Source organism: Monashia sp. NPDC004114 (genome assembly GCF_053603855.1).
Map to the genome: position 1 here is coordinate 1 of NZ_JBSGGK010000017.1, position 23916 is coordinate 23916.

Genomic DNA, 23916 nt, shown 5'->3' on the forward strand with positions numbered 1-23916 from the left:
CGGCTACCACCACCCCGACGCCCTCGCCGCCAGCATCTACCTGTGCTGCGGCGGCATCACCATCACGCTACCCACGGCAAGGTGAGGAGTAGCACGCATGTTCGACGGGATGGCACGGCGACGACCGGGCGGTGCGGGCGATGAGCCCAGCTCGCCGGCGATGTCCTGCGGCCCGTCAACTCGCATCCCGGCCGAGCTCGCGGATGCCCTCGGCGGGCTCGACCTCGACCGCGCGACCGACGAAGAGCTGATCTCGCAACTCGACCTGCTCGAGCGGGCCAAGGCAGCGTGCGCGGCGGCGCAGGCCCGGTTGACCGCACGGTTCGTCGACACGCAGGCCGCCAAGGCGAAGCTGCTGCGGGCGGAGGCGCAGGCCTGCTCCGACGCCGGCGACTTCGACGGCTGGGTTGCGGCGCGCGACCACGCCCGCGCGCTCGAGCTGGTGCCCACGCAACCCGGGTCCTCCTCGCTCGCTCAGTCGGGTCGGGAGGGGCCCGGCGGCCGGCGGTCCCGAGCGGTTCGGCAGACTCTGACCCGCACCGGCGTCGCCGCCCAGGTGGCGCTGGCCCGGCACGAGTCGCCGGCCCGTGGTGTCCGGCTCGCGAACCTCTCAGTGGCGCTCGTCCAGGATCTCCCGCACACTCTGGCCGCACTGACGGTCGGCGCGATCAACGAGCGGCGCGCGGAGCTGGTCGTGCGTGGCACCAGCCATCTGGCTCCCGAGGTGCGCACGCTGGTCGACTCCGAGGTCGTGGGAGCCCACCTTGACCTCACGGACCCCTTCGCGGGCGTCGGCTCATGGGGTGACCGCGAGCTGGAGCGACGCGTCCGGGCCTCCGCCGACCGGCTCGATGCGCAGGGAGCAGTCGAACGGGCCCGCACGGCCGAGAGTGAGAGGCGAGTCACGATCCGTCCGATCCCCGACACGATGGCGCTTGTCTCAGCGGTCCTGCCCGTCGCGCAGGCGGTCGCAGTGCATGCCGCCTTGTCGCAGGCGGCGCTCAGCGCGAAGGCAGCCGGGGACGAGCGAGGCAAGGGCCAGCTCATGGCTGACACCCTGGTCGAACGAGTGACGGGCCAGACCCAGGCAGGCGACGTACCTGTCGAGGTGCAGGTCGTCATCACCGATCGCGCCCTCATCGAGGGGGCAGATACGCCCGCGCACATCCCCGGCTACGGCCCCGTCCCCGCCGGCTGGGCCCGAGACCTGCTCACCCGTGACCTCGCTCCGGTCGGGCCACCCCGAGGCCCTGCGTCACGTGCAAACGTCAGAGCCACTCCCAGCGGCCCATCGAGTCCCAGCCGCCCATCGAGTCCCAGCGGCCCCTCAAGTCCCAGCGACGCATCCGACCCAGATACGGCAGTCCGCCCGGGCGTCCGGCCCATCGCGGGCGTCGCGTCCGGTCCGGGCGCAGCCAGTCCGAGTGCGGCAGCCGGCTCCGAGGCCGCGTCCTTTGGCGCGCGAGCGGCGGCGATCTGGTTCAGGCGTCTCTTCACGCATCCGGGCACCGGCTCGCTGGTGGCCATGGACAGTTCCCGCCGCCTCTTTCCGGCCGGCCTGCGGCGGTTCGTCGTCGCCAGAGACGGCCAGTGCCGGACTCCGTGGTGCGACGCCCCTGTGGCGCACATCGACCACGTCCAGCCATACGCGCAAGGTGGGCCGACGACGACGGCGACCAACGGCCAGGGCCTGTGCGTCCGGTGCAACCTCGTGAAGGAAGAGCCCGGCTGGACGGCTGCAGTCATCGACCCCGGACCGAGCGGGGGCACGGACCGCCCGCACACGGTGCAGATCGTGACTCCCACCGGCCACACCTACCGAAGCCTGGCGCCCCCGGTGCTACCAGGGCTCGAGGGCCGACCACGCTCCAAGGGGAGGAGCACCCGACCGGATGCGACAGTCTTCGACCTGGTGCGCAATCCGTACTTCACCATCGAGCTCGCGAGCTGAGCCGGCGACCCCGCAGGCTCAGAAGCTCTCTCCGGTGAGCAGCTCGTAGGCTTCGACGTACTTCGCGCGCGTCTGCTCCACTACGCGCTCCGGCAGCGTGGGCGGCGCCTCACCGCTGGCCTTGGACCAGCCGGACTCGGGTGAGGTGAGCCAGTCGCGCACGAACTGCTTGTCGTAGGAGGGCTGCGTTCGTCCGGGCTGCCAGGCCGCCGCCGGCCAGAAGCGCGAGGAGTCGGGCGTCAGCACCTCGTCCGCGAGCATGAGGGTGGCGCCACCCGGGAGGCGCCCGAACTCGACCTTGGTGTCGGCGATGAGGATGCCACGCTCGGCGGCGATCTCGTTGCCACGGGCCAGGATCGCGCAGGTCAGCGCGGCGACCTCGGCGGCGACGTCCAGACCGAGCTCGGCCTCGACCTCCGCCGGCGTCATCGGCAGGTCGTGCTGGCCCATCGGCGCCTTCGTGGTGGGGGTGAAGACCGGCTCCGGCAGCCGCGAGCCGTCCACCAGCCCCTCCGGCAGGACGACGCCGCTGACCGACCCTTTCGCGCGGTACTCCTCGAGCCCGCCGCCGGTGAGGTAGGCCCGGGCGATCGCCTCGACCCTGAGCATCTCGAGCCGGCGCACGACCACGGCCTTGCCCCGCACTGCCTCCGGCACGTCAGTCGACAGCAGGTGGTTCGGCACGAGGTCCTTGAGCTGGTCGAACCACCACAGCGACAGCCGGGTGAGCACCTCGCCCTTGTCGGGGATCGGGGTGTCGAGCACCCAGTCGTAGGCCGAGATCCGGTCGGAGGCAACGAGAAGCAGCCGGTCGTCGGCCCGCCTGCCGTCCGCGTCGACCGGCGCGTAGAGCTCGCGGACCTTGCCGGAGTAGACGTGGTCGTAGCCGGGCAGATCAAGCATGTCAGCCACCTACCGTGATCTCGTCGCGTTCGGCCCGAAGGGCGATGTCCGTGCGATGGTGCGAGCCGGACAGGTCGATGACCGACACCGCTTGGTATGCCGCCTCGCGGGCCCGGGCGAGCGAGGGCGCCACCGCGACGACGTCGAGGACGCGCCCGCCCGCGGAGACGAGCGCGCCGTGCTCGTCGCGCCCGGTGCCTGCGTGGAGCACGGCGACACCCGGCACCTCCGTCGCGGCGTCGATCCCGGTGATCGGGTCGCCGGTGCGCGGTGCAGCGGGGTAGCCCTCGGACGCGATCACGACGACCACCGCATGGTCGTCGGACCAGCGCAGCCGGCCGAAGTCGGCCAGGGCTCCGGTCGCGGCGGCGAGGAGCAGCTGCGCGAAGGGTGACTGGAGGCGCGCGATAGACGCCTGCCCGTCAGGGTCGCCGAACCGGGCGTTGAACTCGATCACGCGCGGCCCACGGGACGTCAGCGCCAGGCCGACGTAGAGCACGCCGACGAAGGGCGTGCCGCGCTTGTACATCTCCTCGATGGTCGGCCGGGCCACGCGCTCGACGATCTCCTCGGCCAGGCCGGCAGGCGCCCAGTCCAGCGGCGAGTAGGCCCCCATGCCGCCGGTGTTCGGACCAGCGTCGTCGTCGCCGACGCGCTTGAAGTCCTGCGCCGGCGGGAGCGCGAGCACGGTCGTGCCGTCGGACACGCAGAACACCGACACCTCGGGCCCGTCGAGGAACTCCTCGACGACGACCCGGCCACCCGGCTTGGCCAGACAGACGCGGGCATGCTCGAGAGCGGCATCGCGCGAGTCGGTCACGAGGACGCCCTTGCCGGCGGCCAGCCCGTCGTCCTTGACGACATGCGGCGCGCCGAGTGCATCGAGTGCCGACTCGACCTCGTCGACCGAAGTGCAGACGTGTGCCAGCGCAGTGGGCACGTCGGCGGCCGCCATGACCTCCTTGGCGAACGACTTGCTGCCCTCGAGCCGAGCCGCCTCCGCGGACGGGCCGAAGACAGCGAAGCCGGCCTCCCGGCATACGTCGGCGACGCCTGCGACCAGAGGTGCCTCAGGGCCGACGACGACGAGGTCGACCTCGTGCTCGCGCGCGAGCGCCGCGACCGCGCCGCCGTCGAGGATGTCGACCGGCACGCAGAGGGCGGTGGCGTCGATGCCCGGGTTGCCGGGCGCGGCGACGACCGCGTCGACCTCGGGATCGGCCGCGACGGCCTTGACGAGTGCGTGTTCGCGAGCGCCGGAGCCGAGGACGAGGACCTTCACGGCGCCCAGCCTATTGGCACGGTGCGGGCCACGGTCGCTGCATCTGGATGCCGGGCTACCCCGCGAGCCGCGCGAGCAGGCCTGCTCGCACCTGCGGCCACTCGTCCACGAGTATCGAGTGGACCGCGGTGTCGCGCCAGGTCCCGTCGGGGCGGCGGACGTCGCGGCGCGTGACCCCCTCGAAGACCGCGCCGAGCTTGAGGATCGCCGCCCGCGACCGGCCGTTGATGACGTCGGTCTGGATCTTGACCCGCCCGAAGCCGCAGGTCTCGAAGGCGTGGGCGAGAAGCAGGAACTTGGCCTCCGGGTTGACCTGGGTGCCCCACCACCGGGAGCCGTACATCGTCCAGCCGAGGTGCACGTGCTCGCGCTCGGTGTCGACGTCACCCAGAGAGCTCGACCCCACCACAGTGCCCGCGCTGCCGAGGGGCGAGTCGCCGACGAGGCGGATCGTGTATGCCGTCCGGCCGGCCTCGTGAGCCGCGATCGAGGCGGCGACGAGCGCCTCGGTGTCGGCGACGGTCCGGTGGGGCCGCATCATCGCGAAGCCGTGCTCGTAGCAGCGCGGGTCGGCGTAGACCTCGAACAGGCCGGAGGCGTCAGCGGGGGTCATCACGTCGAGGCGGACCCAGCGGCCGACGAGCGGCACGCCCGTCGGTGGGACGCAGGCCGTGGTTGACATGTCATGACAGTAGACTTGATGGTTCCCGCGCCACGCGGTGGGTCACCTGGATCCCACCCGTGGCGTCCCTCGAGCCCATGGATGTCAGTGAGCACTTCGAACGCATCGTCCCAGCGGAGCAGCGCGCCCGGTTCGCGCGACGCATCACCGGTGTCGACCAAGAGCATCCCCGACGACCTCGCCCACGAGATCGCGGTCGAGCAGGCCCATGTCGACCGCGTCCACGAGGAGCTCGAGAAGGCCGGTCGGCGCGCTGACGTCGTGCAGGCCGAGGGCCTGGCGCGCAGCCAGTTCGGCCGGCTCGTGGAGGTCGGCGACGCCGAGGGGGCGGGCCTGTTCGAGCGCGACGCGCTGATGTTCCACGCGGCCAAACGGCGCACGGCTCTCGACACCCAGTACGAAGGACTGGTGTTCGGCCGGCTCGACATCGAGCACCAGGGCAGCAACGGACAGACCCCCGAGCGCGAAGTGCGCTACATCGGCCGCCTCGGCGTGCGCGACGACGACTACGAGCCGCTCGTCATCGACTGGCGGGCACCGGCGGCCTCGCCCTTCTACCGCGCCACACCGGCTCAGCCGATGGGCGTCCTGCGCCGTCGCGTGCTGCGCAGCCGTGGCACCACCGTCATCGGTGTCGAGGACGACCTCATGGTGCCCGAGGCTCCCGACGACCTCGTCGTGGTGGGCGACGGCGCTCTCATGGCGGCCCTCACCCGCACCCGCGGCGCCCGGATGCGCGACATCGTCGCCACGATCCAGGCGCACCAGGACGAGGCGATCCGCGCCAGCGCGCGCGGCATTACGGAGATCACCGGCGGCCCGGGCACAGGCAAGACGGTCGTGGCGCTGCACCGCGCGGCATACCTGCTCTACTCCGACCGGCGTCGCTTCGAGGCGGGCGGCATCCTCGTCGTCGGCCCCTCGGGGGCGTACACCGCATACATCGAGCGCGTGCTCCCGTCGCTCGGCGAGGAGAGCGTCGTCCTGCGTGCCCTCGGCGACGTCATCGACGTCGTGCACGCAGAGCGCCTCGACAGCCCTGAGGTGGCGCGGGTGAAGGGCTCGACCCGGATCCGCCCGATGCTCGGCGCCGCGGCCCGTGGTCGGGTGCCGGACGCACCGACCGAGTTCCGCGCCATGGTCGCGGGGCGTCCCGTGCGGCTCGAGGCGCGCGACCTCGACCGGGTGCGCTCGCAGGTCCTGCGCCAGCACCAGCGCAACACCGCGACCGCCGCCGCTCAGGCGGCCCTCGGAGAGGCCGCCTGGGCCTCGCTCGGAGTGACGGGTGAGCGCGACGCCAAGGCCGAGTTCATCGACAAGTGGGAGGACCACCTCGACGTCGAGGCGTTCATGCAGGCCTGGTGGCCGCAGGTCGACCCTCGGGAGGTGCTCCTGTGGCTCGCCGACCCCGCGCTGGTGCGCCGGCACGCGCGCGGCGCGCTGACCGAGGCCGAGGCCCAGCGCCTCGCGGCCTCCTTCCAGCTGGCGCTCGAGACCGGCCGGTGGTCGGTCTCTGACGTCGCCCTCATCGACGACATCTCCGCGCGGGTCGGCGCAGTCCAGGACCAGCCCAAGGAGGAGCGCGGCTTCTACGAGATCGAGGAGCTCGACGACCTCAGCCAGTACGGCGTCACCGAGGTGCAGCCGGTCTCGGGTCCGGACCGTTCCGGTTCGTCGTCGGTCGTGTCGAGCGACCCGCGCGAACGCCTCCTGGCCGGCCGGATCGGCCGCTTCGAGGAGTACGCCCACGTCCTCGTCGACGAGGCCCAGGACCTTTCGCCCATGCAGTGGCGGATGATCGGACGGCGGGGTCGGCACGCGTCGTGGACGGTCGTCGGCGACGCCGCCCAGGCCTCCTGGCCGGATGCCGTCGAGGCCACGGCGGCGCGCGAGGAGGCGTTCGGCTCGCAGGCCCGCCAGCAGTTCCACATGGACACCAACTACCGCAACGCGCGCGAGATCTTCGACTATGCCGCCGACGTCGTTCGTCGGGAGGTGCCCGACGCCGATATCCCCCAGGCGGTCCGCGAGACCGGTGTCCAGCCGGTCGAGGCGCCGCTCGGACCCGACCCGCTCGCATCGGTGACGGCTGCCGTGACCGACCTCCTCGGCGAGGTCGAGGGCGCCATCGCGGTGGTGACCCCGTCGGCGTATGCCGTCCTGCTCGCTCCCGTGGCCGAGCTCGGTGACGGCCGGGTGGCCGTGGTCGACCCGATGTCGACCAAGGGTCTGGAGTACGACGCAACCGTCGTCGTCGACCCCGACGAGATCACCCGCGACTCGCCCGGCGGCGTCCGGGTGCTCTACGTGGGACTCACCCGGGCCGCCCATCGGATGACGGTGCTTTCCTGATTTTGCCCGGCCAGGGCGCCGAAAAGTGCGCTGTCGGGCGCACGCTCGGCGCTTTGTCGCGCCAGCAGCCGACTCGGTCGCAGGATGCGCGGAACCGGCCGCTCCAGCTTGGTAAAGAGTTGTTCAAGGAATGAGGCAATAGTCGACGGAAACCCGAAGTGGAGGGATGATTGACGTACGTCGAAGGAGCGCGAACCTACCCTCCCCGCCGGTCTCCTCCCCCCTGAGACCCTTCGGCGTTCGGCGCAGTCCCGCCCCCCAATGTGGACTCGCACCGGGCGAGGGACGAGATGCCTCCCCCCTGCATCTCGCCCCTCGCCCGACTTATGTCCTTCCCTTCCGCGGCACTGCCCCCCGTGATCACTGGGGTCCCCACCGGGATCGCCACGGAGAGTGGTCGTTTCGATATGTCCGGCCTTGGAAAGCTGCGGCGCGAGCCTGCTTACCTGGGAGTTTGTTGTGAGCTTCCTAGATCGCTGGCCAATTCTTTGTCTAGCGCCGGCAAACTCCTGTGACACCAGTGGCGCGAGAGACGCGCAGGCATGAAGGTGACCTCACGGTCGACCGACCGCGCTCGGCCCGCTCCGACAACCAGGAGATCCGTTGAAGAAGACCTTCCTCACCGCCGCCGTCGTGTCTGCGGCGGCGCTCGCCGCCACGCTGGGGACCGTGGCGACCACCACCGCCCAGGCCGCGGCCGGACCCGCCGGCAACGGTGCTGCTCGGGCCGCTGCTGCTGCGCGAGCCCACGGTCCGGCATTCGGCCTCGACGCCGACCAGGCGCTCACGGCCAAGAGTGTCGCCACAGACCCCGACGGTGCCACGCATGTCCGGTTCGACCGCACTTTCAAGGGGCTGCCGGTGGTCGGTGGCGACCTCGTGGTCCACCTGTCCGGCACCGGCGCGTGGAAGGGCGTCAACGCTGCAGCGACCGGCGTCCGCGTCGCCTCCACACGGGCGACGGTCACGCCGTCGGCTGCGGCCGCCACGGCGGCCCACAGCGTCGACTTCACCGTGCAGACCTCGACCCCGTCACTCGCCGTCTATGCCTACGGACCGGCTCGGCTGGTCTGGAAGACGCAGGTGAACGGTGTCGGCGCCCACCACGAGCCGGCAGGCGAGGTCGTGTTCGTCGATGCCAGGACCGGCGCGGTCGTCGACCACTGGGCCACCGAGATCAACGATGCCGGGACCGGCAACAGCCTCTACCTCGGCACCGTGACCGTGCAGACGACGGCGTCCGGCGGCCAGTGGCAGATGATCGACGGCACGCGCGGCGGCGCCCGGACCGAGGACGGCAACAACGGGTCGACCACGTCGACGACCGGCACCCTCTTCACGGACGCCGACAACGTCTGGGGCACCGGCTCGAACAGCAACCGCCAGACGGCAGCCGTGGACGCCGACTTCGGCGTCGCCGCGACCTGGGACTTCTACAAGAACACCTTCGGTCGTAACGGGATCAAGAATGACGGCAAGGGAGCCCGCAGCCTCGTCCACGTGGGCACCAACTGGGTCAACGCGTCGTGGAGCGACACGTGCTTCTGCATGCGATACGGCGACGGCGACGGTGTCAGCTACGGCCCGCTCGTCTCACTCGATGTCGCAGGCCACGAGATGACGCACGGCGTGACCTCGGCGACGGCCGGCCTGGTCTACAACAAGGAGTCCGGCGGGCTCAACGAGTCGACGTCGGACGTGATGGGCACGATGGTCGAGTGGACCGCCAACACGACCGGCGACCCCGGCGACTACCTCATCGGCGAGCGCTTCGCGCTCAACGGCGCGGGGCCATTGCGCTGGATGGACAGGCCGAGCAAGGACGGCGCTTCCGCTGACTGCTGGAGCCGGCGGGTCGGCTCGCTCAACGTGCACTACTCGTCAGGTGTCGGCAACCACGCCTTCTACCTGCTCTCGGAAGGCAGCGGCGCCAAGACCATCAACGGCGTGTCGTACAACAGCCCGACGTGCAACGGCTCGACCGTGGTCGGGATCGGGCACAATGCCGCAGCGGCGATCTGGTACCGCGCCCTGACGACGTACTGGACATCGTCGACGAACTACTCGGGCGCCCGTGCCGGCATGCTCTCCGCCGCCGCCGACCTCTACGGCGCGGGCAGCACGCAGTATGCCGCTACGGCCGCCGCCTGGTCCGCCGTCAGCGTCAACTGATCCCGACGTCGCAGGCATGAGGCACCGGTCGAGTGGTCATCTCGATGACCACTCGACCGGGCTCGGGGAACGAGCGGCGCCGTCGGCATACGTCGACCGGGCGCCCCTCGGGGGTCAGGGCGCGGCCAGGCCGACGAGCTGCTCGACCTTCGCCTTGCCGACGGCCAGCAGCAGCGTGGGCAGGCGCGGGCCCGTGTCCTTGCCGACGAGCAGCTGGTACACGAGCGCGAAGAACGCGCGCTGCGCCGCGGAGAGCTCCGGGTCCTTGACCTTCGCCTCCGGGTCGAGGCCGCGCTGGATCTTCGGCACGGCATACACGAGGTGGGTCAGCCCGTCGAGCGACCAGTGGTCGTCGAGGCCCTCGACGAGCAGGCGCAGCGACTCCCGCTGCTGGTCGTCGAGGCCCTCCAGGAGCGCCGCGTCCGGCTGGGACCGCACGACCGTGCGGTCCTGCTCGGGGACGTAGCCGAGCATCCAACGCTCCGCACAGTCGAGGCGGGGGCGCAGGTCGTCGGTCGACCCCACGGGGTTGTCGGGGTCGAGGTCGGACAGGATGCGGACAGCCTGGGCCTCGTCGCCCTGGGTGACGTCGATGACGGACGCGATCGTGCGGAACGGCATCGGGCGAGGAGTCGTGGGCAGGACCCCGGACGCCGTCGACGAGGCCCGCAGGTGCGCGGCGAGGTCACCGGGCTGGGCTGAGCCGTCGGCGACCTTACGGTTCAAGGCATCCCACTCGTCGTAGAGCCGTTGCAGCTCGGGCCCGAACGCGACGTCGAAGCTCTGGTTCGGCCGGCGACGCGCGTAGAGCCAGCGCAGCACCGGCGGCTCCATGACCTCGAGCGCGTCGGTCGGGATGGGGACGCCACCCTTGCTCGAGCTCATCTTCGCCATGCCGGCGATGCCGACGAACGCGTACATCGGCCCGATGGGGCGCTCCCAGCCGAAGATCGGGGCCATGTCCTTGCCGACGACGAAGCTCGACCCCGGGCTCTGGTGGTCGACGCCCGACGGCTCGAACATGACGTGCTCGTACGCCCAGCGCATCGGCCAGTCGACCTTCCACACGAGCTTGCCGCTCGTGAACGTGTCGAGGTCGACCGTCTCGACGTGGCCACACTTGGTGCACACGTACGTCAGCTCGTGGGTGTCGTCGTCGTAGGCCGTGACCGTCGTGAAGTCGGTGCCGCAGACCGTGCAGAACGGCTTGTAGGGGTAGTAGCCGGCCTTGCCCTCGCTGCCGTCGTCCTCGGTCGCGGCGCCGGAGCCGCGCTCGGCCTCGGTGGCCGCCGCCGCCTGCTCCTCGGTGAGCTTCGGCCCCTTGCCCTTGCTTCTGCCGCTCTCCTTCTGGCGGGCCGCCTCGGCCGCCTCGAGGGTGCGGTACTGGTCCAGCACCTTGTCGATCGCCGTGCGCTCGCGCATCGCGAGCAGCACCTGGTCGCGGTAGGCGCCCGCGCGATACTGCTCCGTCTGGCTGATCTGGCGCACCTCGATGCCCGTCGCCGCCATCGCCTCGATGAGCGGCGCCTTGAAGTGCTCGGCCCAGTTGGCGTGCGGGGACCCCGCGGGCGGCGGGACGGCCGTCAGCGGCATACCGATGTACTGCTCCCACGTCTCGTCGACGCCGTCGAGGGTCTTCGGGACCCGGCGGAACCGGTCGTAGTCGTCCCAGGACAGGATGTGCTCGCAGTCGACGCCGCGGCGCCTGATCTCGTCGGCGACGAGGTGCGGCGTGATCAGCTCGCGGAAGTTGCCGAGGTGGATCGGGCCGGACGGACTGATGCCCGAGGCGCAGACGATCTTCTCGCCCGGGTTGCGGTGCTCGGCCTCGGCGATGACCTCGTCGGCGAGGCGCGACACCCAGTCGACGGGGGCGACCGTGTCAGTCATGGAATTCCTTTGTCGTCAGGGGTGCTCAGCGCGCGACGGCGGGCTTGAGCGGGTAGCGCTCGATGATCTCGTCACGTCCGGGGCCGACGCCGATCGCCGACACGCGGGCCCCGATCAGCTCCTCGACCCGCAGCACGTAGGCCTGGGCGTTGGCGGGCAGCTCGTCGAAGGACCGGCAGTGGGTGATGTCCTCCCACCAGCCGGGAAGCTCCTCGTAGATCGGGGTCGCGTGGTGGAAGTCGGTCTGGTTGACGGGCATCTCGTCGTGCCGCACGCCGCCCACGTCGTAGGCGACGCAGATCGGCACCTTGTCGAGGCCGGTGAGGACGTCGAGCTTGGTGATGACGAAGTCGGTGACGCCGTTGATGCGGTGGGCGTAGCGGCCGATGACGACATCGAGCCAGCCGCAGCGACGCGGGCGCCCGGTCGTCACGCCGTACTCGGCGCCGGTCTTGCGCAGGAACTCGCCCATGTCGTCGTGCAGCTCCGTCGGGAACGGACCCTCCCCGACCCGGGTGGTGTACGCCTTGAGGATGGCGATGACCGAGTCGATGCGGGTCGGTGGGACGCCCGAGCCTGTGCACGCTCCGCCCGAGGTGGCGTTGCTCGACGTGACATACGGGTAGGTCCCGTGGTCGACGTCGAGCAGGGTCGCCTGACCGGCCTCGAAGAGCACCGTGTCGCCCCGGTCCAGCGCCTGGCTCAGGTCGAGCGCCGTGTCGGCGACCATGGGAGCCAGCCGGGCGGCATACGACAGGAGGTCCGCCACGACGTCGTCGACGACGGCCGCGCGCGTGTTGTAGATCTTGGCGAGCACCTGGTTCTTGAAGGCGAGAGCCGCCTCCACCTTCTGGCGCAGGATGCCCTCGTCGTAGAGGTCCTGGACCCGGATGCCGACCCGGCTCATCTTGTCGGCGTAGGTGGGACCGATGCCGCGGCCGGTGGTGCCGATGCGGCGGCTGCCGAGGAAGCGCTCCGTCACCTTGTCGAGGGTGCGGTTGTAGCTCGGGATCACGTGGGCATTGGCGCTGACGACGAGCTTGCTTGTGTCGACCCCCCGGGCCTCGAGGCCTTCGAGCTCTTCGAACAGCACGGCGAGGTCGATGACGACGCCGTTGCCGATGACGGGCGTGCAGTTCGGGCTGAGGATGCCCGACGGGAGCAGGTGCAGGGCGTACTTCTCCCGCTTGCCGTCCTGCTCGATGACGACCGTGTGGCCGGCGTTGTTACCGCCGTTGAACTTGACGACGTAGTCGACGCTGCTGCCGAGCAGGTCGGTCGCCTTGCCCTTTCCTTCGTCGCCCCACTGCGCCCCGACGAGCACGATTGCCGGCATCAGGCTCCCTTTCCGTGTGCTGATGAGCCACCGGCAAGGTTATCGGTTCGGCGCGCGTGCCCCGTGCGCCATCCGTTCAGCGCTCAGGCTGGGCGTCTGGGTGTCAGAAACCCAGCTCGCGCGCCCCCTCGGCCGACGAGTCGCGCAGGAACTGGGCGCACCGAGCCTCCTCGTCGGACTCACCGATCGCCCGGGCCGCCCGCGACAGTGCGGCCAGCGCCCGCAGGAAGCCGCGGTTCGGCTCGTGCGACCACGGCACCGGGCCCTGGCCGCGCCAGCCGGACTTGCGCAGCTGGTCCAGCGCGCGGTGGTACCCGGTGCGGGCGTAGGCATACGCCTCGACGTCCCGGCCGCCGTCGGCGAGCGCCGCCTCCGCGAGAGTCGCCCACGCCAGCGACGACGTCGGCACGGCTGCCGCGACCGCGACCGGGTCCTCGCCTGCCGCGAGGCGCGCGGCAGCAGGGTCGGGCGCGAGGCGCGTCTCGGGGATGCCGAGCAGGTTGTCGCTCACGCGTGGGTGCCGGCCGAGCGAAGCGCCGTGCAGGCCTCGACGATGCGCGCGGACATGCCGGCCTCGGCTGCCTTGCCCCAGGCGCGCGGGTCGTACTGCTTCTTGTTGCCGACCTCGCCGTCGACCTTGAGCACGCCGGCGTAGTTGGACAGCATCCAGTCGGCGACCGGGCGGGTGTAGGCGTACTGCGTGTCCGTGTCGACGTTCATCTTGACGACGCCGTAGTCGACCGCGGCCGAGATCTCCTCGGGCAGGGAGCCCGAGCCGCCGTGGAAGACGAGGTCGAACGGGCGGGCGTCGTCGGAGAGGCCGAGCTCCTTGGCCGCCGCACGCTGCGCGTCGAGCAGGACCTCGGGGCGGAGCTTGACGTTGCCCGGCTTGTAGACGCCGTGCACGTTGCCGAACGTCAGCGCGGTGAGGTAGCGGCCGTTCTCGCCGGCGCCGAGCGCCTTGATGGTGGCGATGGCGTCCTCGGGCGTGGAGTAGAGCTTGTCGTTGATCTCGTGGGCGACGCCGTCCTCCTCGCCGCCGACGACCCCGACCTCGATCTCGAGGACGACATCGGCGGCCTTGGCGAGGGCCAGCAGCTCACGCGCGATGTCGAGGTTCTCGTCGAGCGGCACGGCCGAGCCGTCCCACATGTGCGACTGGAACCAGGGCGTGCCGCCGGCCTTGACCCGCTCGGCCGAGGCGGCGAGCAGCGGGCGGACGAAGCCGTCGAGCTTGTCCTTGGGGCAGTGGTCGGTGTGCAGCGCGATGTTGACGGGGTAGTTCTTGGCGACCTCGTGCGCGAACGCGGAGAACGCGAGCGACCCGGCGACCATGTTCTTGACGCTCGGGCCCGAAAGGTACTCGGCGCCGCCCGTCGACACCTGGATGATGCCGTCGGACCCCGCGTCGGCGAAGCCCTTGAGGGCCGCGTTGAGCGTCTGGGAGCTCGAGACGTTGATGGCGGGGTACGCGAAGGAGCCGGCCTTCGCGCGGTCGAGCATGTCGGCATACACCTCGGGGGTGGCGATGGGCATTGACTTACTCCTGCTTGGGTTGACGAACGGCGTGCGGGACCTGCCGCGGAACGGTTCAGGGTCCGCCGTGAATCCTGCCACGTATGCCGGTGGGCGGGCAGGGGTGCCCACGGTGCGGTGAGCGGGCGCTCACCTCGGGTCGAAGACGTACGGGACCGTCGTCGCGACCCGGTGCAGCCCGAGCCGGCGCAGGATCGGCTCGGAGTCGGGCGAGGCGTCGACCCGGACGTACTCCTTGCCCCGCTCCAGGCCGAGCCGGGCGCGGTGCAGCAGGGTCGCCCGGTAGAGGCCCTTGCCGCGCCACTCCGGCAACGTCGAGCCGCCCCACAGACCGACGAAACCGCTCGAGTCGTACTCCCCCCTCGCCGCACAGAGCACCGGGCCTTCCCGCGACTCCTCGACCACGACGACGTCCATCGTGCCGGGGCGGGCGACCCAGTCGGGATACAGCGACTCGGTGACCCACGAGTGGTCGTCGCCCCACACCGTCTCCGACATCTCCCGCATCCGCACGAAGTCCTCGAACGAGTCCGCCGCCCGCACGACGACCCCCGGCGGGAGCGTGATCTCCTGGGCCGCGAGCGGAGCCGCCTCCCCGAGGATCAGCGCCTCGTCGTCCTCCTTGACGAAACCGGCAGCGAGCAGCCGCGCGCCCAGGTCGGCCGGCTCGTCGTAGTCGTACGTCTTCCACTCGACGCGCTGGCCGCGTGCCGCGAAGAAGTCCCGCTGCCGGGCGATGACCGCGTCGTATGCCGCAGGGTCGGGTCCCAGCCCGTCCGGGCTCTCGATCATGGCGTAGTGCCCCGCCGGGTCCAGGTCGTACTGCCGCCGAACCGGGCCGTCGAGCTCGATCGGTCGCGCGGCGGTGCCGAGGAGGACCGGAGCGCGGGTCTGGTCATGGAAGACACGCAGCAGCTCGGCCGGGCCCAGGGTCGTGGCGGACGAGGAATCGCTCTGGAACGAACTGGGGTTCACAGGGTCCAGCCAAGCATGGTCGAATCCGTCACGTCATGCCTCTTTCCACGTACCGACCCTCAGCTCGCCGGGGAGCCCCTGCATGAGCGCACTGAGCCAGCGGGCCGCCGCGGCCCTCGCCGATGCCCGCCCGCTCCCCTTCTGGACCGACCGGCCCGAGCGGCCGGAGCCACGCGCGCCGCTCACCGGCGCCCCGCCGCGCACCGACCTGCTCGTCGTCGGCGGCGGCTTCACCGGGCTGTGGGCTGCGATCCAGGCCAAGGAGGCCGACCCGTCGCGTGACGTCGTCGTGGTCGAGGCCGACCGGCTCGGTGACGGCGCCTCAGGCCGCAACGGCGGCTTCGTGTCGCCGTCACTCACGCACGGCCTCGCGCAGGGGGTGGCGTGCTGGCCCGACGAGATCGGGACGCTCGAGAGGCTCGGCGCAGAGAACTTCGCGGGCATCGAGCGGGCGATCACGGCATACGGAATCGACGCCGACTACCACCGGCCCGGGGAGCTGACGCTCGCCCTGTCCGGGCACCAGGTCGAGGCCGTGAAGGAGGCCGTCGCGCTCCACCAGGCCCACGGCATACCCGTCGAGCTGCTCGATGCGGCCCAGTCGCGGGCGCGCGTGGACTCGCCGCGCTACCTGGCCGGCATGTTCGACCCGGAGGTAGCGCTCGTCGACCCTGCGCGCCTCGTCTGGGGGCTGGCCAAGGCGGCGGAGGCGCTCGGGGTGCGCCTCCACGAGCACACGCGCGCAACGGGATTCGAGACCGAAGGTCTCGGCGTGCGGGTCCGGCTCGAGTCGGGCAGCATCCATGCGCGCCGGGTCGTCATCGGCACCAACGCGTCGCAGGGGGTGCTCAAGAGGTTCAGCGCCTGGGTGCTGCCGGTCTACGACCACGTGCTCATGACCGAGCCACTGAGCCCTGCCCAGCTGTCAGCGACCGGCTGGCGCGGACGCGAGGGACTCACCGACGCGGGCAACCAGTTCCATTACTACAGAAGGACGCTCGACGACCGGGTCCTCTTCGGCGGTTACGACGCGAACTACCACTTCCCCGGCCGCATCGATCCCGCGCTGGAGCAGTCGGACGCCTCGCACGGCCTGCTCGCCGACCACTTCCTCGACATCTTCCCGCAGCTCGAGGGCATCCGGTTCACCCATCGCTGGGCGGGCGTCATCGACACCACGTCGCGGTTCACCCCGGTCTTCGGGACGGCGCTCGGTGGGCGGATGGCGTACGCCGTCGGGTACACCGGGCTCGGCGTCGCGTCGACCCGGTTCGGGGCGGCGGTCGCGCTCGACCTCGTCGACGGACGGGATACGGAGCGGACCCGTCTCGGCATGGTCCGGCGCAAGCCGGTCCCGTTCCCGCCGGAGCCGATCCGGTATGCCGCTGTGCGAGCGACCAGGGCCGCGCTTGCCGCCGAGGACCGCACCGGCAGGCGCGGCCTGTGGCTCCGGGCCCTCGACCGGATGGGCGTCGGCTTCGACTCCTGACCGCCGGGTGTGGGGCGGGGCGCTCTAGGGAGCGCTCGGTCCACGGGGGTCAGCCCAGGTCAGAGGATGGCGAGGTCCGTGGGGCGTTGGTTGAGACGCACCACGCCGTCCGTGGTCACGGCGACGATGTCCTCGATGCGGGCACCCCACCGGCCGGTGAGATAGACGCCCGGCTCGATGCTGAACGTCATCCCCGGTTCGAGCGGCAGGTCGTTGCCTTCGACGCTGTACGGCTCCTCGTGCACGTCGAGCCCGATGCCGTGCCCGGTGCGGTGGATGAAGGCCTCACCGAGGCCGGCGTCGACGAGCACCTGACGGGCAGCGCGGTCGACGTCCTGGCACGAGACCCCTGGACGCACCGCGTCGACCGCCGCCTGCTGTGCAGCCCGCAGCGCCGCGTATGCCGTGGCCACGTCGGCCTCGCGAGGTGACCCCACGGCATACGTCCTCGTGCTGTCGGAGTTGTACCCGGAAGGCACCGGACCGCCGATGTCGACCACCACGACGTCACCCGCCTCCACGACCCGGTCGCTCACGGAATGGTGGGGGCTGGCGGCGTTCGGGCCGGAGCCGACGATGACGAAGTCCGCTGCGGCGTGGCCTTCCTCGACGATCGCGGCCGCGATGTCGGCTGCGACCTCCTGCTCGGTCCGACCCGGGCGAAGCCATTCCCCGACGCGGGCGTGCACCCGGTCGATCGCCTCTCCGGCGAGGCGCAGCTCGGCGAGCTCGGTCGCGTCCTTGCGCATCCGCAGCTGCGCCAGAATCGGACCGGCGAGGCGCTGGTGGGTCGCACCGGCGTCGCGAAGCCGGAGCACGTGCAGCGCGGGAGTCATGTCGGACACGGCGACGGGGCCCGGCGGCATCCCGCCCAGGGCGAGCGCATACGGGTCCTCCCCGTCGACCCACGTGCGGACCTCGACGCCCAGGTCGGCGAACGGGACGTGGCCCAGGCCGGCATACTCCAGCTTCGGAGACACGAAGACGGGCGCCACGGCTGCGTCGGCCGGCACGACCAGCGCCGTCAGTCGCTCGAACGACGAGCCGCCCACCCCGACGAGGTAGCGCAGGTCGGACCCGGGCGACACGACGACGGCGGCCGCGCCGGCACGCTCAGCGGCCGACCTCAGCCGGTCGAGCCGGGCGTGCATCGTCGTGACGGCAAGGACAGCGGAGCTCACACCCATGGAGGCGAATCTAGCCCCGTCGGCCCGCGCCTACGGACTCCCCCTCGAGGGGGAACCGGACCCCACCGGCATGCCTAGGCGGGCGGCATGACCGACCGGTGGCGTGGGGACTGACCCCGGGCAGCGCGTCGAACGGGCCGGGGAGACCCGGCCCGACGGCATACTGCTCAGTCCTCGATCCGGAAGCCGACCTTGATCGTCACCTGGTAGTGCGCCACGGCTCCGTCCTCGAGGTGGCCACGGACCTGGACGACCTCGAACCAGTCGAGGTTGCGCATCGTCTTGTGGGCTCGCGCGATGGCCCCCTGGATCGCGTCGTCGATCGAGGTCTCCGACGTGCCGACGATCTCGGAGATGCCGTAGGTGTGTGCAGCCATGCCGTGCTCCTTCCGGATCCTCCCGGCATCGTCGCCGGCAGTGCGACCATCGTCCGCGCGGTGGCCCGACGCGGTCAACGGGATGTGTGGGCGCGGCTGCACGCACCAGACTGCGCCACGGCGCAGGTGTGGTTGGGTTCGGCCCGTGGGGCCACCACACCTGCGCCGTGGCGAGGTCTGCTGTCAGGAGGTATGCCGCGGCAAGGCTCAGTTCATCGGCTGCTGCTGGATGCGGCTCTGGACGATCGGTGGCGCGCCCCATGCGAGGTCGGCCTGGAGCGCCCGGTATGCCGGCTTCGGCTGGTAGTTCGTGTCATAGATCGCGGCGAGCGCCTCTCGGCCCGTTCCGCTGCCGAAGTCCCAGGTGTTGGTCCAGTTGTGGTTGTCGTCGAAGCCCCAGACGGTGAAGGACAGGCAGTGCCGGCTCTGCAGACAGCCCTGGAGCAGGGCGCTGTAGTTGTACGCCTGCGCCTGCAGCAGCGGGTTCATCGTGTCGCCGGTCTGGGTCTCCGGGAGCAGGTTCCGCACGTCGACCTCGGTCATCGCGGTGGCGATGCCCAGACCGGCGAACCGGTTCAGAGCATCGGCGATCTGCAGCGGCGAGTAGTTGCCGTAGCGCGTCGACAGGTGGGCCTGCGAGCCGACACCGTCGACCGGAACCCCTTGGGCGCGAAGGTCTCTGACCATCTCATAGACGAACTCGGTCTTGTCGAGCGGGCCGAGGTCGCCGAAGGCGTCGATGTTGTAGTCGTTGTAGAAGAGCAGCGCCTTCGGGTCCGCCTGACGGGCCCAGCGGAAGGAGTCGGCGATGAAGCTCTCGCCGAGGTGCTGGTACCAGAAGCCCTTGTAGCCGATGTGCCCGTTCTGGCTGTCCCACGGGTCGGTGACCGCCTCGTTGACGACGTCCCACTGCCAGATCTTGCCCTTGAAGTGGTCGACGACGGTCTTGATGTGGTTCTCGAGGATCGACCGGAGCTCGGTGTTCGAGATCGTCCCGTCCGCGACGCCTTGGGTCAGCCACGCCGGCAGCTGGTTCTGCCAGACGAGGACGTGGCCGCGGACCTTCTGGCCGTTGGCGGCGGCAAAGGCCATGAACTGGTCCGCAGGCCCCCAGTTGTACTGCCCCCGAACGGGTTCGATGGTCTCCCACTTCATGACGTTCTCGGCCGTCACGGTGGAGAACTGGGTGGAGGCGATCTGGTGGTACTGCGGGTCCGACAGCGCGTTGATGTCGATCGCCGTGCCGACCGCGAGGTCGTGCTGGTCCGCGAGGTCCCGCAGGCTCTGGGTGGCGATGTCGGGGGCCGGGCGGTTCGCGAGCGCGGGGATGGCGACCCCGCCGGCGAGCGCGAGCGCGGCGATCCCGCCGACGATGGCGGCTCGGGTGCGTCTCATAGCGTGCTCCTTTGCACGAGTTGAGAGGGAGGAGAAGATCGATCGATGTAGATAACGTTATCGACATCGATTAACCTATCGATGTCCGCCCACACATGGCAACGGGTACGTACCCATCCCCAGCCGATCAGACAGGCTGGTGGGCGAGGGTGATCGGGAGTGGGAGTGGCGCAGGCGGCGGCGGGCCGATGTAGCGCGCGGCGGGGCGGATGATCTTGGGGTCGCGGCTCTGCTCGAGGATGTTCGCCACCCAGCCGACGACCCGCGCCACGCAGAAGGTCGGTGTGAACATGCTCGGGTCGAGGCCGGCCAGCTTCATCACGACACCGGCATAGAACTCGACATTGGCGTGCAGCTCACGGCCCGGCTTGAGCTCGGCCAGACTGCGCTCGATCGCGTCCTCGACACCGACGGCGAAGTCGACGAGCGGGTCGTCGTAACCCTGGGCGATGGCCTTGAGCATCTCCGACCTCGGGTCGCGCGTGCGGTACACGGCATGTCCGAAGCCCATGATCCGGTCGCCGGAGGTGATCCTGTCGCGGACCCAGGCATCGGCCCGGTCCAGGCCGCCGATCTCGTCGAGCGACTCCAGCGCCCGGCTCGGCGCGCCGCCGTGCTTGGGCCCGGAGAAGGAGCCGATGGCCCCGACGAGGCAGGCCGCCAGGTCGGCACCCGTCGATGCGATGACTCGCGCGGTGAAGGTGGACGCGTTGAAGCCGTGGTCCATCGTCGAGACGAGGTACTGCTCGACGGCCCGCATGTCCCGCGCGGCAGGCACCTGGCCGGACACCATCCTCAGGTAGTCGGCCGCATGCCCGAGGGTCGGGTCGGCCGGGATCGGCGTTAGACCGCGGTGGATGCGGTGCGACGCGGCGAGGATCGTCGGCGTGACGGCCACGGCGGCAAGGGCTGCCGCCCGTTTCTCGTCCTCGTCGGAGTCGTAGAGCGGCCGCAGACCCGCGATGCCACCCCACGCGGACAGTGCGGTGCGAAGCACCTGCAGCGGGTCACGGCTGGTCGCGCAGATCGCGGGGAGCAGCTCGGCCAGGACGGGTGGCATGACGCGAAGCCGCCCGATCTGCGCGGTGAACGCGGCCAGCTCGTCGTCCGCGGCGAAGCGGCCGTGCACGAGCAGGTGCCACGCCTGCTCGAACGACGCATGCTCGGCCACGTCGACGGCCGAGAACTCTCGGTAGTGGTAGAAGCCTTCCTCACCGCGGACGTCGCCGAGCTCGGTGTCGGTGACGATGACCTTGGCGAGTCCGCGCGGCACGGTGACGAAGCCGTCGTCGGTCTGGGGGACCTGGTTGCTGGACATGTCCTGCTCCTCTCGGGTTCACTCGTCACTGTGAGCGATGTTGATCAACAGCGTCAATGTTGATCGGCTCAACGTTGATCCCATCAACCTCGACCGGGTGAACACCGGCCCAGGCCACGACCAGGAGACGACCATGACGGATCCGCATCCCGGATGGATCACGACGACCGAGGCCGCGCAGCGCCTCGGCGTGAAGCGCGCCACGCTCTACGCCTACGTCAGTCGCGGCCTGATCCGGAGCCAGCGTCGGCCTGGGCAGCAGGAGAGCCTCTTCGACCGCGCGCAGGTCGACGCGATGGCCTCGGCGACGCGCCCGTCGGGGTCCCAGCCGGTGCTCCGGTTCCGCAGCATCGCGACCGCCGTGAGCAGTGAGAGGGACGGCGACCTGCTCTACCGGGGTGTGCCGCTGAGCGACGTCATCGCTCTTGGCTCGGTCGAGCAGGCCGCCGCCCTGGTCGTGGGTGTCCTTGCGGCACAGTCGCTCTCGCTAGGCACGTCGGTTCAGGTGCCTGCGCCGGCCGACCGGACGGCATACGGACGAAGCGCCCCCGTCTCGGACATCGATGCGGTCGACCTCTCCACGGTGCCGCTCGAACGACGAATGCCGGTCGCGATCCAGCTGCTCGCGGCCGCCGACGCGTTCGCCGGCGACACGGACGCCGATCGCGTGCGCGCCACGGCCATGACGGCGATCCCGGCAGCCGTCCGGCTCGTGGCTGGCAGCACTGCCCGCCATCTGGCATACGACCCCGCCGACCTTGCCGCGCTGACCCTCGCGGCTCTCGGCGGCCGCGTCGACCGGGTCGCCGACGTAGATGCCGTGCGCGTGCTGCTCGTAGCCCTGCTCGACCACGGCCTCACGGCCTCGACCCTCGCCGCTCGCGTCGCCGCGTCGACCCGCGCGGGGCTCTACGACTGCCTCGGCGCCGCGTATGCCGCGATGGCCGGGCCGCTGCACGGGGCCGCACCGGTCGCTGCGCACGCGCTCCTGGCCGACGGGGCCGACCCGACGCCGCTCGTCGCGAGGTCCCTGCAGGCCTACGGCAGCGTGCCGGGCTTCGGGCACTTCATGTACCCCGCAGGCGACCCGAGGGCCGAGATCGTGCTCGACGCGCTGTGGCGGCGGAAAGGGACGACCCGGCTGCGCCGACGGGTGGAGGGGCTCGCCGCGGTCGTGGCCGAGCGCACCGGGTCGCTGCCGAACATCGACCTCGCGAGCGCCGCGGTGCTGCACGCGCTCGGGCTCCCCGCCGTGGCTGGAGAGGTCGTCTTCCAGGTGGCTCGCTCGTTCGGCGTCGCCGCGCACGTGGTCGAGGAGTACGCCGAGGAGCCGCTCCGATGGCGCGGCCGCGACCCCCAGGGCTGAGCCACGACGGTCCGCCGCCGAGCCGTCAGACCGGCTGGTCGAAGACGTGTCGCCGGACCCAGGCGTGCATCGCGATGGCGGCCGCCGCACCGGCGTTGATCGACCGGGTCGACCCGAACTGCTCGATGTGCAGCACCGCCGCGCACTCACCGCGCATCGGCTCGGACAGCCCAGGTCCTTCCTGGCCGAAGACGAGGACGCACCGGCGGGGCAGGTCGTACGTCTCGATCGGCACCGAGCCCGGCAGGTTGTCGACGCCGAGCAGGACGAGGCCCTCGCCGCGCGCCCACTCCGCCAGCGCTGCCGCGTCCGGGTGGTGGTGCTCGTGCTGGTACCGGTCGGTCACCATCGCACCCCGCCGGTTCCAACGCCTCTTGCCGACGATGTGAAACGCCTTGGCGCCCATGGCGTTTGCGGTGCGGATCACCGATCCGATGTTGAAGTCGTGGCCCCAGTTCTCCACTGCGACATGGAAGTCGTGTCTCCTGAGGTCAAGGTCCGCGACGATCGCCTCGTGTCGCCAGTAGCGGTAGCCGTCGACGACGTTGCGCCGGTCACCGTCGCGCAGCAGGTCCGTGTCCCACTGCTCACCCTCGGGCCAGGTCCCCTGCCAGGGCCCCACTCCGACCTGCGTGGCGTGCTTCGGCCGGGACGGTTCGTCGCTCACGCAGGCAGAGTCTACGAGCGGGGACGAGGAGCGGCCCCCCGATGACGACAGTGGCGGTGTGCAGGAGGAGGCGGCACGGCCGTGCGCGCGGATGTCGCGGCCCCGAGAGCCGGGGCGCCGTGCCTTGCCTCCCCCTTCGCTCCCACAGTCATGGTTGCGTCAGGGCCCGCGAGGCGGAAGTCCGTGAGCCGCTTCGATACCCAAACGATGCAGACGTGTTGCCGGAGCGACACCGGATCCGGCAGGAAGCACCCAGCGGACGATTCAGGGATACCGAGCCCGACCGCATACCCTGTCACCCATGCACGCACTCGCAGCAGCCGCCGTCCCCGCCCTCGGGCCGAAGTGGATGGACCCTGCCTACCTGCTCGACCAGTACGGCGACGCTTTCTTCTGGATCGCGCTCGCCATCGTGTTCATCGAGTGCGGGCTGCTGTTCCCGATCCTGCCGGGCGACTCGCTCCTGTTCGCCGTCGGCCTGTTCATCGCGACCGGCCAGGTGCACCTCAACCTCGGCGTCGCGATCCTCGCGCTGTGTGCTGCGGCCTTCCTCGGCAACGTCGTCGGATACGAGATCGGACGCGCTCTCGGGACACCGCTCTACAACCGCGACGGCCGCTTCCTCAAGAAGAAGTACTTCGACGAGACGACGGCGTTCTTCGACAAGCACGGCAACAAGGCCCTGGTCATCGGCCGGTTCGTGCCGATCGTGCGCACCTTCATCACGGTCGTGGCGGGCGTGAGCCGGATGGACCGCCGCCGCTTCTTCACGTGGAGCGCCGTCGGTGCCGTGGCATGGGTCACCAGCCTGACGATGCTCGGCTACTTCCTCGGCAAGTCGTTCCCCGGCATCGCCGACAAGCTCGAGATCGCGATCGTGCTGATCGTGCTCGTGTCGGTGGTCCCGATGCTGGTCGAGTACCTCAAGCACCGCCGGCAGGCCAAGGCGATCGCGGCCGAGCTCGGCGAGGCGGCCGGCGACATCGCCGAGAGCGCGACCGGCGCCGACCGGCGTCCCTGAGGACGCTCGACGTACGC

At 70.8% G+C, this 23916-nt stretch carries 19 protein-coding genes; 6 read left to right on the forward strand and 13 right to left on the reverse strand.

Going from position 1 to position 23916, the window contains the following annotated elements; all coding sequences use genetic code 11:
* Positions 1 to 97: 97 nt before the first annotated feature.
* Positions 98 to 1951 (forward strand): DUF222 domain-containing protein, encoded by a 1854-nt coding sequence (locus ACWEOW_RS19205; protein WP_452270840.1) that lies wholly within the window; start codon positions 98 to 100, stop codon positions 1949 to 1951.
* Positions 1952 to 1969: 18 nt separating this feature from the next.
* Here the strand turns inward: ACWEOW_RS19205 and ACWEOW_RS19210 are convergent, their stop codons facing one another.
* From ACWEOW_RS19210 to ACWEOW_RS19220, 3 genes are read right to left on the reverse strand one after another with little or no spacing between them, the layout of a single operon-like run.
* Positions 1970 to 2854 (reverse strand): phosphoribosylaminoimidazolesuccinocarboxamide synthase, encoded by an 885-nt coding sequence (locus ACWEOW_RS19210; RefSeq protein ID WP_452270841.1) that lies wholly within the window; start codon positions 2852 to 2854, stop codon positions 1970 to 1972.
* Between the two features lies 1 nt (position 2855).
* Positions 2856 to 4136 carry a phosphoribosylamine--glycine ligase gene (gene purD, locus ACWEOW_RS19215; RefSeq protein ID WP_452270842.1) on the reverse strand — a complete coding sequence of 427 codons (1281 nt, stop codon included), beginning with the start codon at positions 4134 to 4136 and terminating at the stop codon, positions 2856 to 2858.
* Between the two features lie 55 nt (positions 4137 to 4191).
* On the reverse strand, positions 4192 to 4818 hold the full coding sequence (locus ACWEOW_RS19220) for a GNAT family N-acetyltransferase (RefSeq protein ID WP_452270843.1): 627 nt from the start codon (positions 4816 to 4818) through the stop codon (positions 4192 to 4194).
* A gap of 81 nt (positions 4819 to 4899) precedes the next feature.
* Between ACWEOW_RS19220 and ACWEOW_RS19225 the strand changes: the two genes are divergently transcribed.
* Together ACWEOW_RS19225 and ACWEOW_RS19230 are read left to right on the forward strand one after the other, a co-directional pair.
* The gene (locus ACWEOW_RS19225; protein WP_452270844.1) at positions 4900 to 7170 is read left to right on the forward strand and encodes a HelD family protein; all 2271 of its coding nucleotides are present in this window, start codon (positions 4900 to 4902) and stop codon (positions 7168 to 7170) included.
* A 603-nt stretch (positions 7171 to 7773) separates the two neighbouring features.
* Entirely contained in the window at positions 7774 to 9342 is a 1569-nt protein-coding gene (locus ACWEOW_RS19230; protein ID WP_452270845.1) for a M4 family metallopeptidase, read from the forward strand.
* A 114-nt stretch (positions 9343 to 9456) separates the two neighbouring features.
* Here ACWEOW_RS19230 and lysS read toward each other — a convergent pair whose 3' ends face one another.
* The 5 genes from lysS to ACWEOW_RS19255 all read right to left on the reverse strand — a co-directional run bounded on the left by lysS (position 9457) and on the right by ACWEOW_RS19255 (position 15079).
* Positions 9457 to 11232, reverse strand: a complete 1776-nt coding sequence (gene lysS, locus ACWEOW_RS19235; RefSeq protein WP_452270846.1) for a lysine--tRNA ligase — start codon at positions 11230 to 11232, stop codon at positions 9457 to 9459.
* 25 nt (positions 11233 to 11257) lie between these two features.
* Positions 11258 to 12568, reverse strand: coding sequence for an adenylosuccinate synthase (locus ACWEOW_RS19240; RefSeq protein ID WP_452270847.1), 1311 nt, complete (start codon positions 12566 to 12568; stop codon positions 11258 to 11260).
* 103 nt (positions 12569 to 12671) lie between these two features.
* Positions 12672 to 13079 carry a DUF3151 domain-containing protein gene (locus tag ACWEOW_RS19245; RefSeq protein ID WP_452270848.1) on the reverse strand — a complete coding sequence of 136 codons (408 nt, stop codon included), beginning with the start codon at positions 13077 to 13079 and terminating at the stop codon, positions 12672 to 12674.
* Positions 13076 to 14104 (reverse strand): class II fructose-bisphosphate aldolase, encoded by a 1029-nt coding sequence (gene fbaA / locus ACWEOW_RS19250; RefSeq protein ID WP_452270849.1) that lies wholly within the window; start codon positions 14102 to 14104, stop codon positions 13076 to 13078. Before fbaA ends, ACWEOW_RS19245 begins: the two co-directional genes overlap by 4 nt.
* A 129-nt stretch (positions 14105 to 14233) precedes the next feature.
* Positions 14234 to 15079 carry a GNAT family N-acetyltransferase gene (locus tag ACWEOW_RS19255; protein WP_452270850.1) on the reverse strand — a complete coding sequence of 282 codons (846 nt, stop codon included), beginning with the start codon at positions 15077 to 15079 and terminating at the stop codon, positions 14234 to 14236.
* Positions 15080 to 15161: 82 nt separating this feature from the next.
* Here ACWEOW_RS19255 and ACWEOW_RS19260 point away from each other — a divergent pair, with 82 nt between their 5' ends.
* Positions 15162 to 16568, forward strand: a complete 1407-nt coding sequence (locus ACWEOW_RS19260; RefSeq protein WP_452270851.1) for an NAD(P)/FAD-dependent oxidoreductase — start codon at positions 15162 to 15164, stop codon at positions 16566 to 16568.
* A 59-nt stretch (positions 16569 to 16627) separates the two neighbouring features.
* Here the strand turns inward: ACWEOW_RS19260 and ACWEOW_RS19265 are convergent, their stop codons facing one another.
* From ACWEOW_RS19265 to ACWEOW_RS19280, 4 genes are all read right to left on the reverse strand, one after another.
* Positions 16628 to 17755 (reverse strand): M24 family metallopeptidase, encoded by a 1128-nt coding sequence (locus tag ACWEOW_RS19265; protein ID WP_452270852.1) that lies wholly within the window; start codon positions 17753 to 17755, stop codon positions 16628 to 16630.
* A 167-nt stretch (positions 17756 to 17922) separates the two neighbouring features.
* The gene (locus ACWEOW_RS19270) at positions 17923 to 18132 is read right to left on the reverse strand and encodes a dodecin (protein ID WP_452270853.1); all 210 of its coding nucleotides are present in this window, start codon (positions 18130 to 18132) and stop codon (positions 17923 to 17925) included.
* A 207-nt stretch (positions 18133 to 18339) separates the two neighbouring features.
* A complete protein-coding gene (locus ACWEOW_RS19275) occupies positions 18340 to 19527 on the reverse strand; it encodes an endo-1,4-beta-xylanase (RefSeq protein ID WP_452270854.1) in 1188 nt (395 codons plus the stop codon).
* Between the two features lie 127 nt (positions 19528 to 19654).
* The gene (locus tag ACWEOW_RS19280) at positions 19655 to 20845 is read right to left on the reverse strand and encodes a citrate/2-methylcitrate synthase (RefSeq protein WP_452270855.1); all 1191 of its coding nucleotides are present in this window, start codon (positions 20843 to 20845) and stop codon (positions 19655 to 19657) included.
* Positions 20846 to 20978: 133 nt separating this feature from the next.
* Here ACWEOW_RS19280 and ACWEOW_RS19285 point away from each other — a divergent pair, with 133 nt between their 5' ends.
* Positions 20979 to 22211 (forward strand): citrate/2-methylcitrate synthase, encoded by a 1233-nt coding sequence (locus tag ACWEOW_RS19285; protein WP_452270856.1) that lies wholly within the window; start codon positions 20979 to 20981, stop codon positions 22209 to 22211.
* A 25-nt stretch (positions 22212 to 22236) separates the two neighbouring features.
* On the opposite strand, the gene ACWEOW_RS19290 is transcribed toward ACWEOW_RS19285, so the two are convergent.
* On the reverse strand, positions 22237 to 22878 hold the full coding sequence (locus ACWEOW_RS19290) for a TrmH family RNA methyltransferase (RefSeq protein ID WP_452270857.1): 642 nt from the start codon (positions 22876 to 22878) through the stop codon (positions 22237 to 22239).
* Between the two features lie 301 nt (positions 22879 to 23179).
* Between ACWEOW_RS19290 and ACWEOW_RS19295 the strand changes: the two genes are divergently transcribed.
* Complete coding sequence (locus ACWEOW_RS19295; protein ID WP_452270858.1) at positions 23180 to 23899, forward strand: DedA family protein; 720 nt, start codon at positions 23180 to 23182, stop codon at positions 23897 to 23899.
* Positions 23900 to 23916 lie beyond the last annotated feature (17 nt).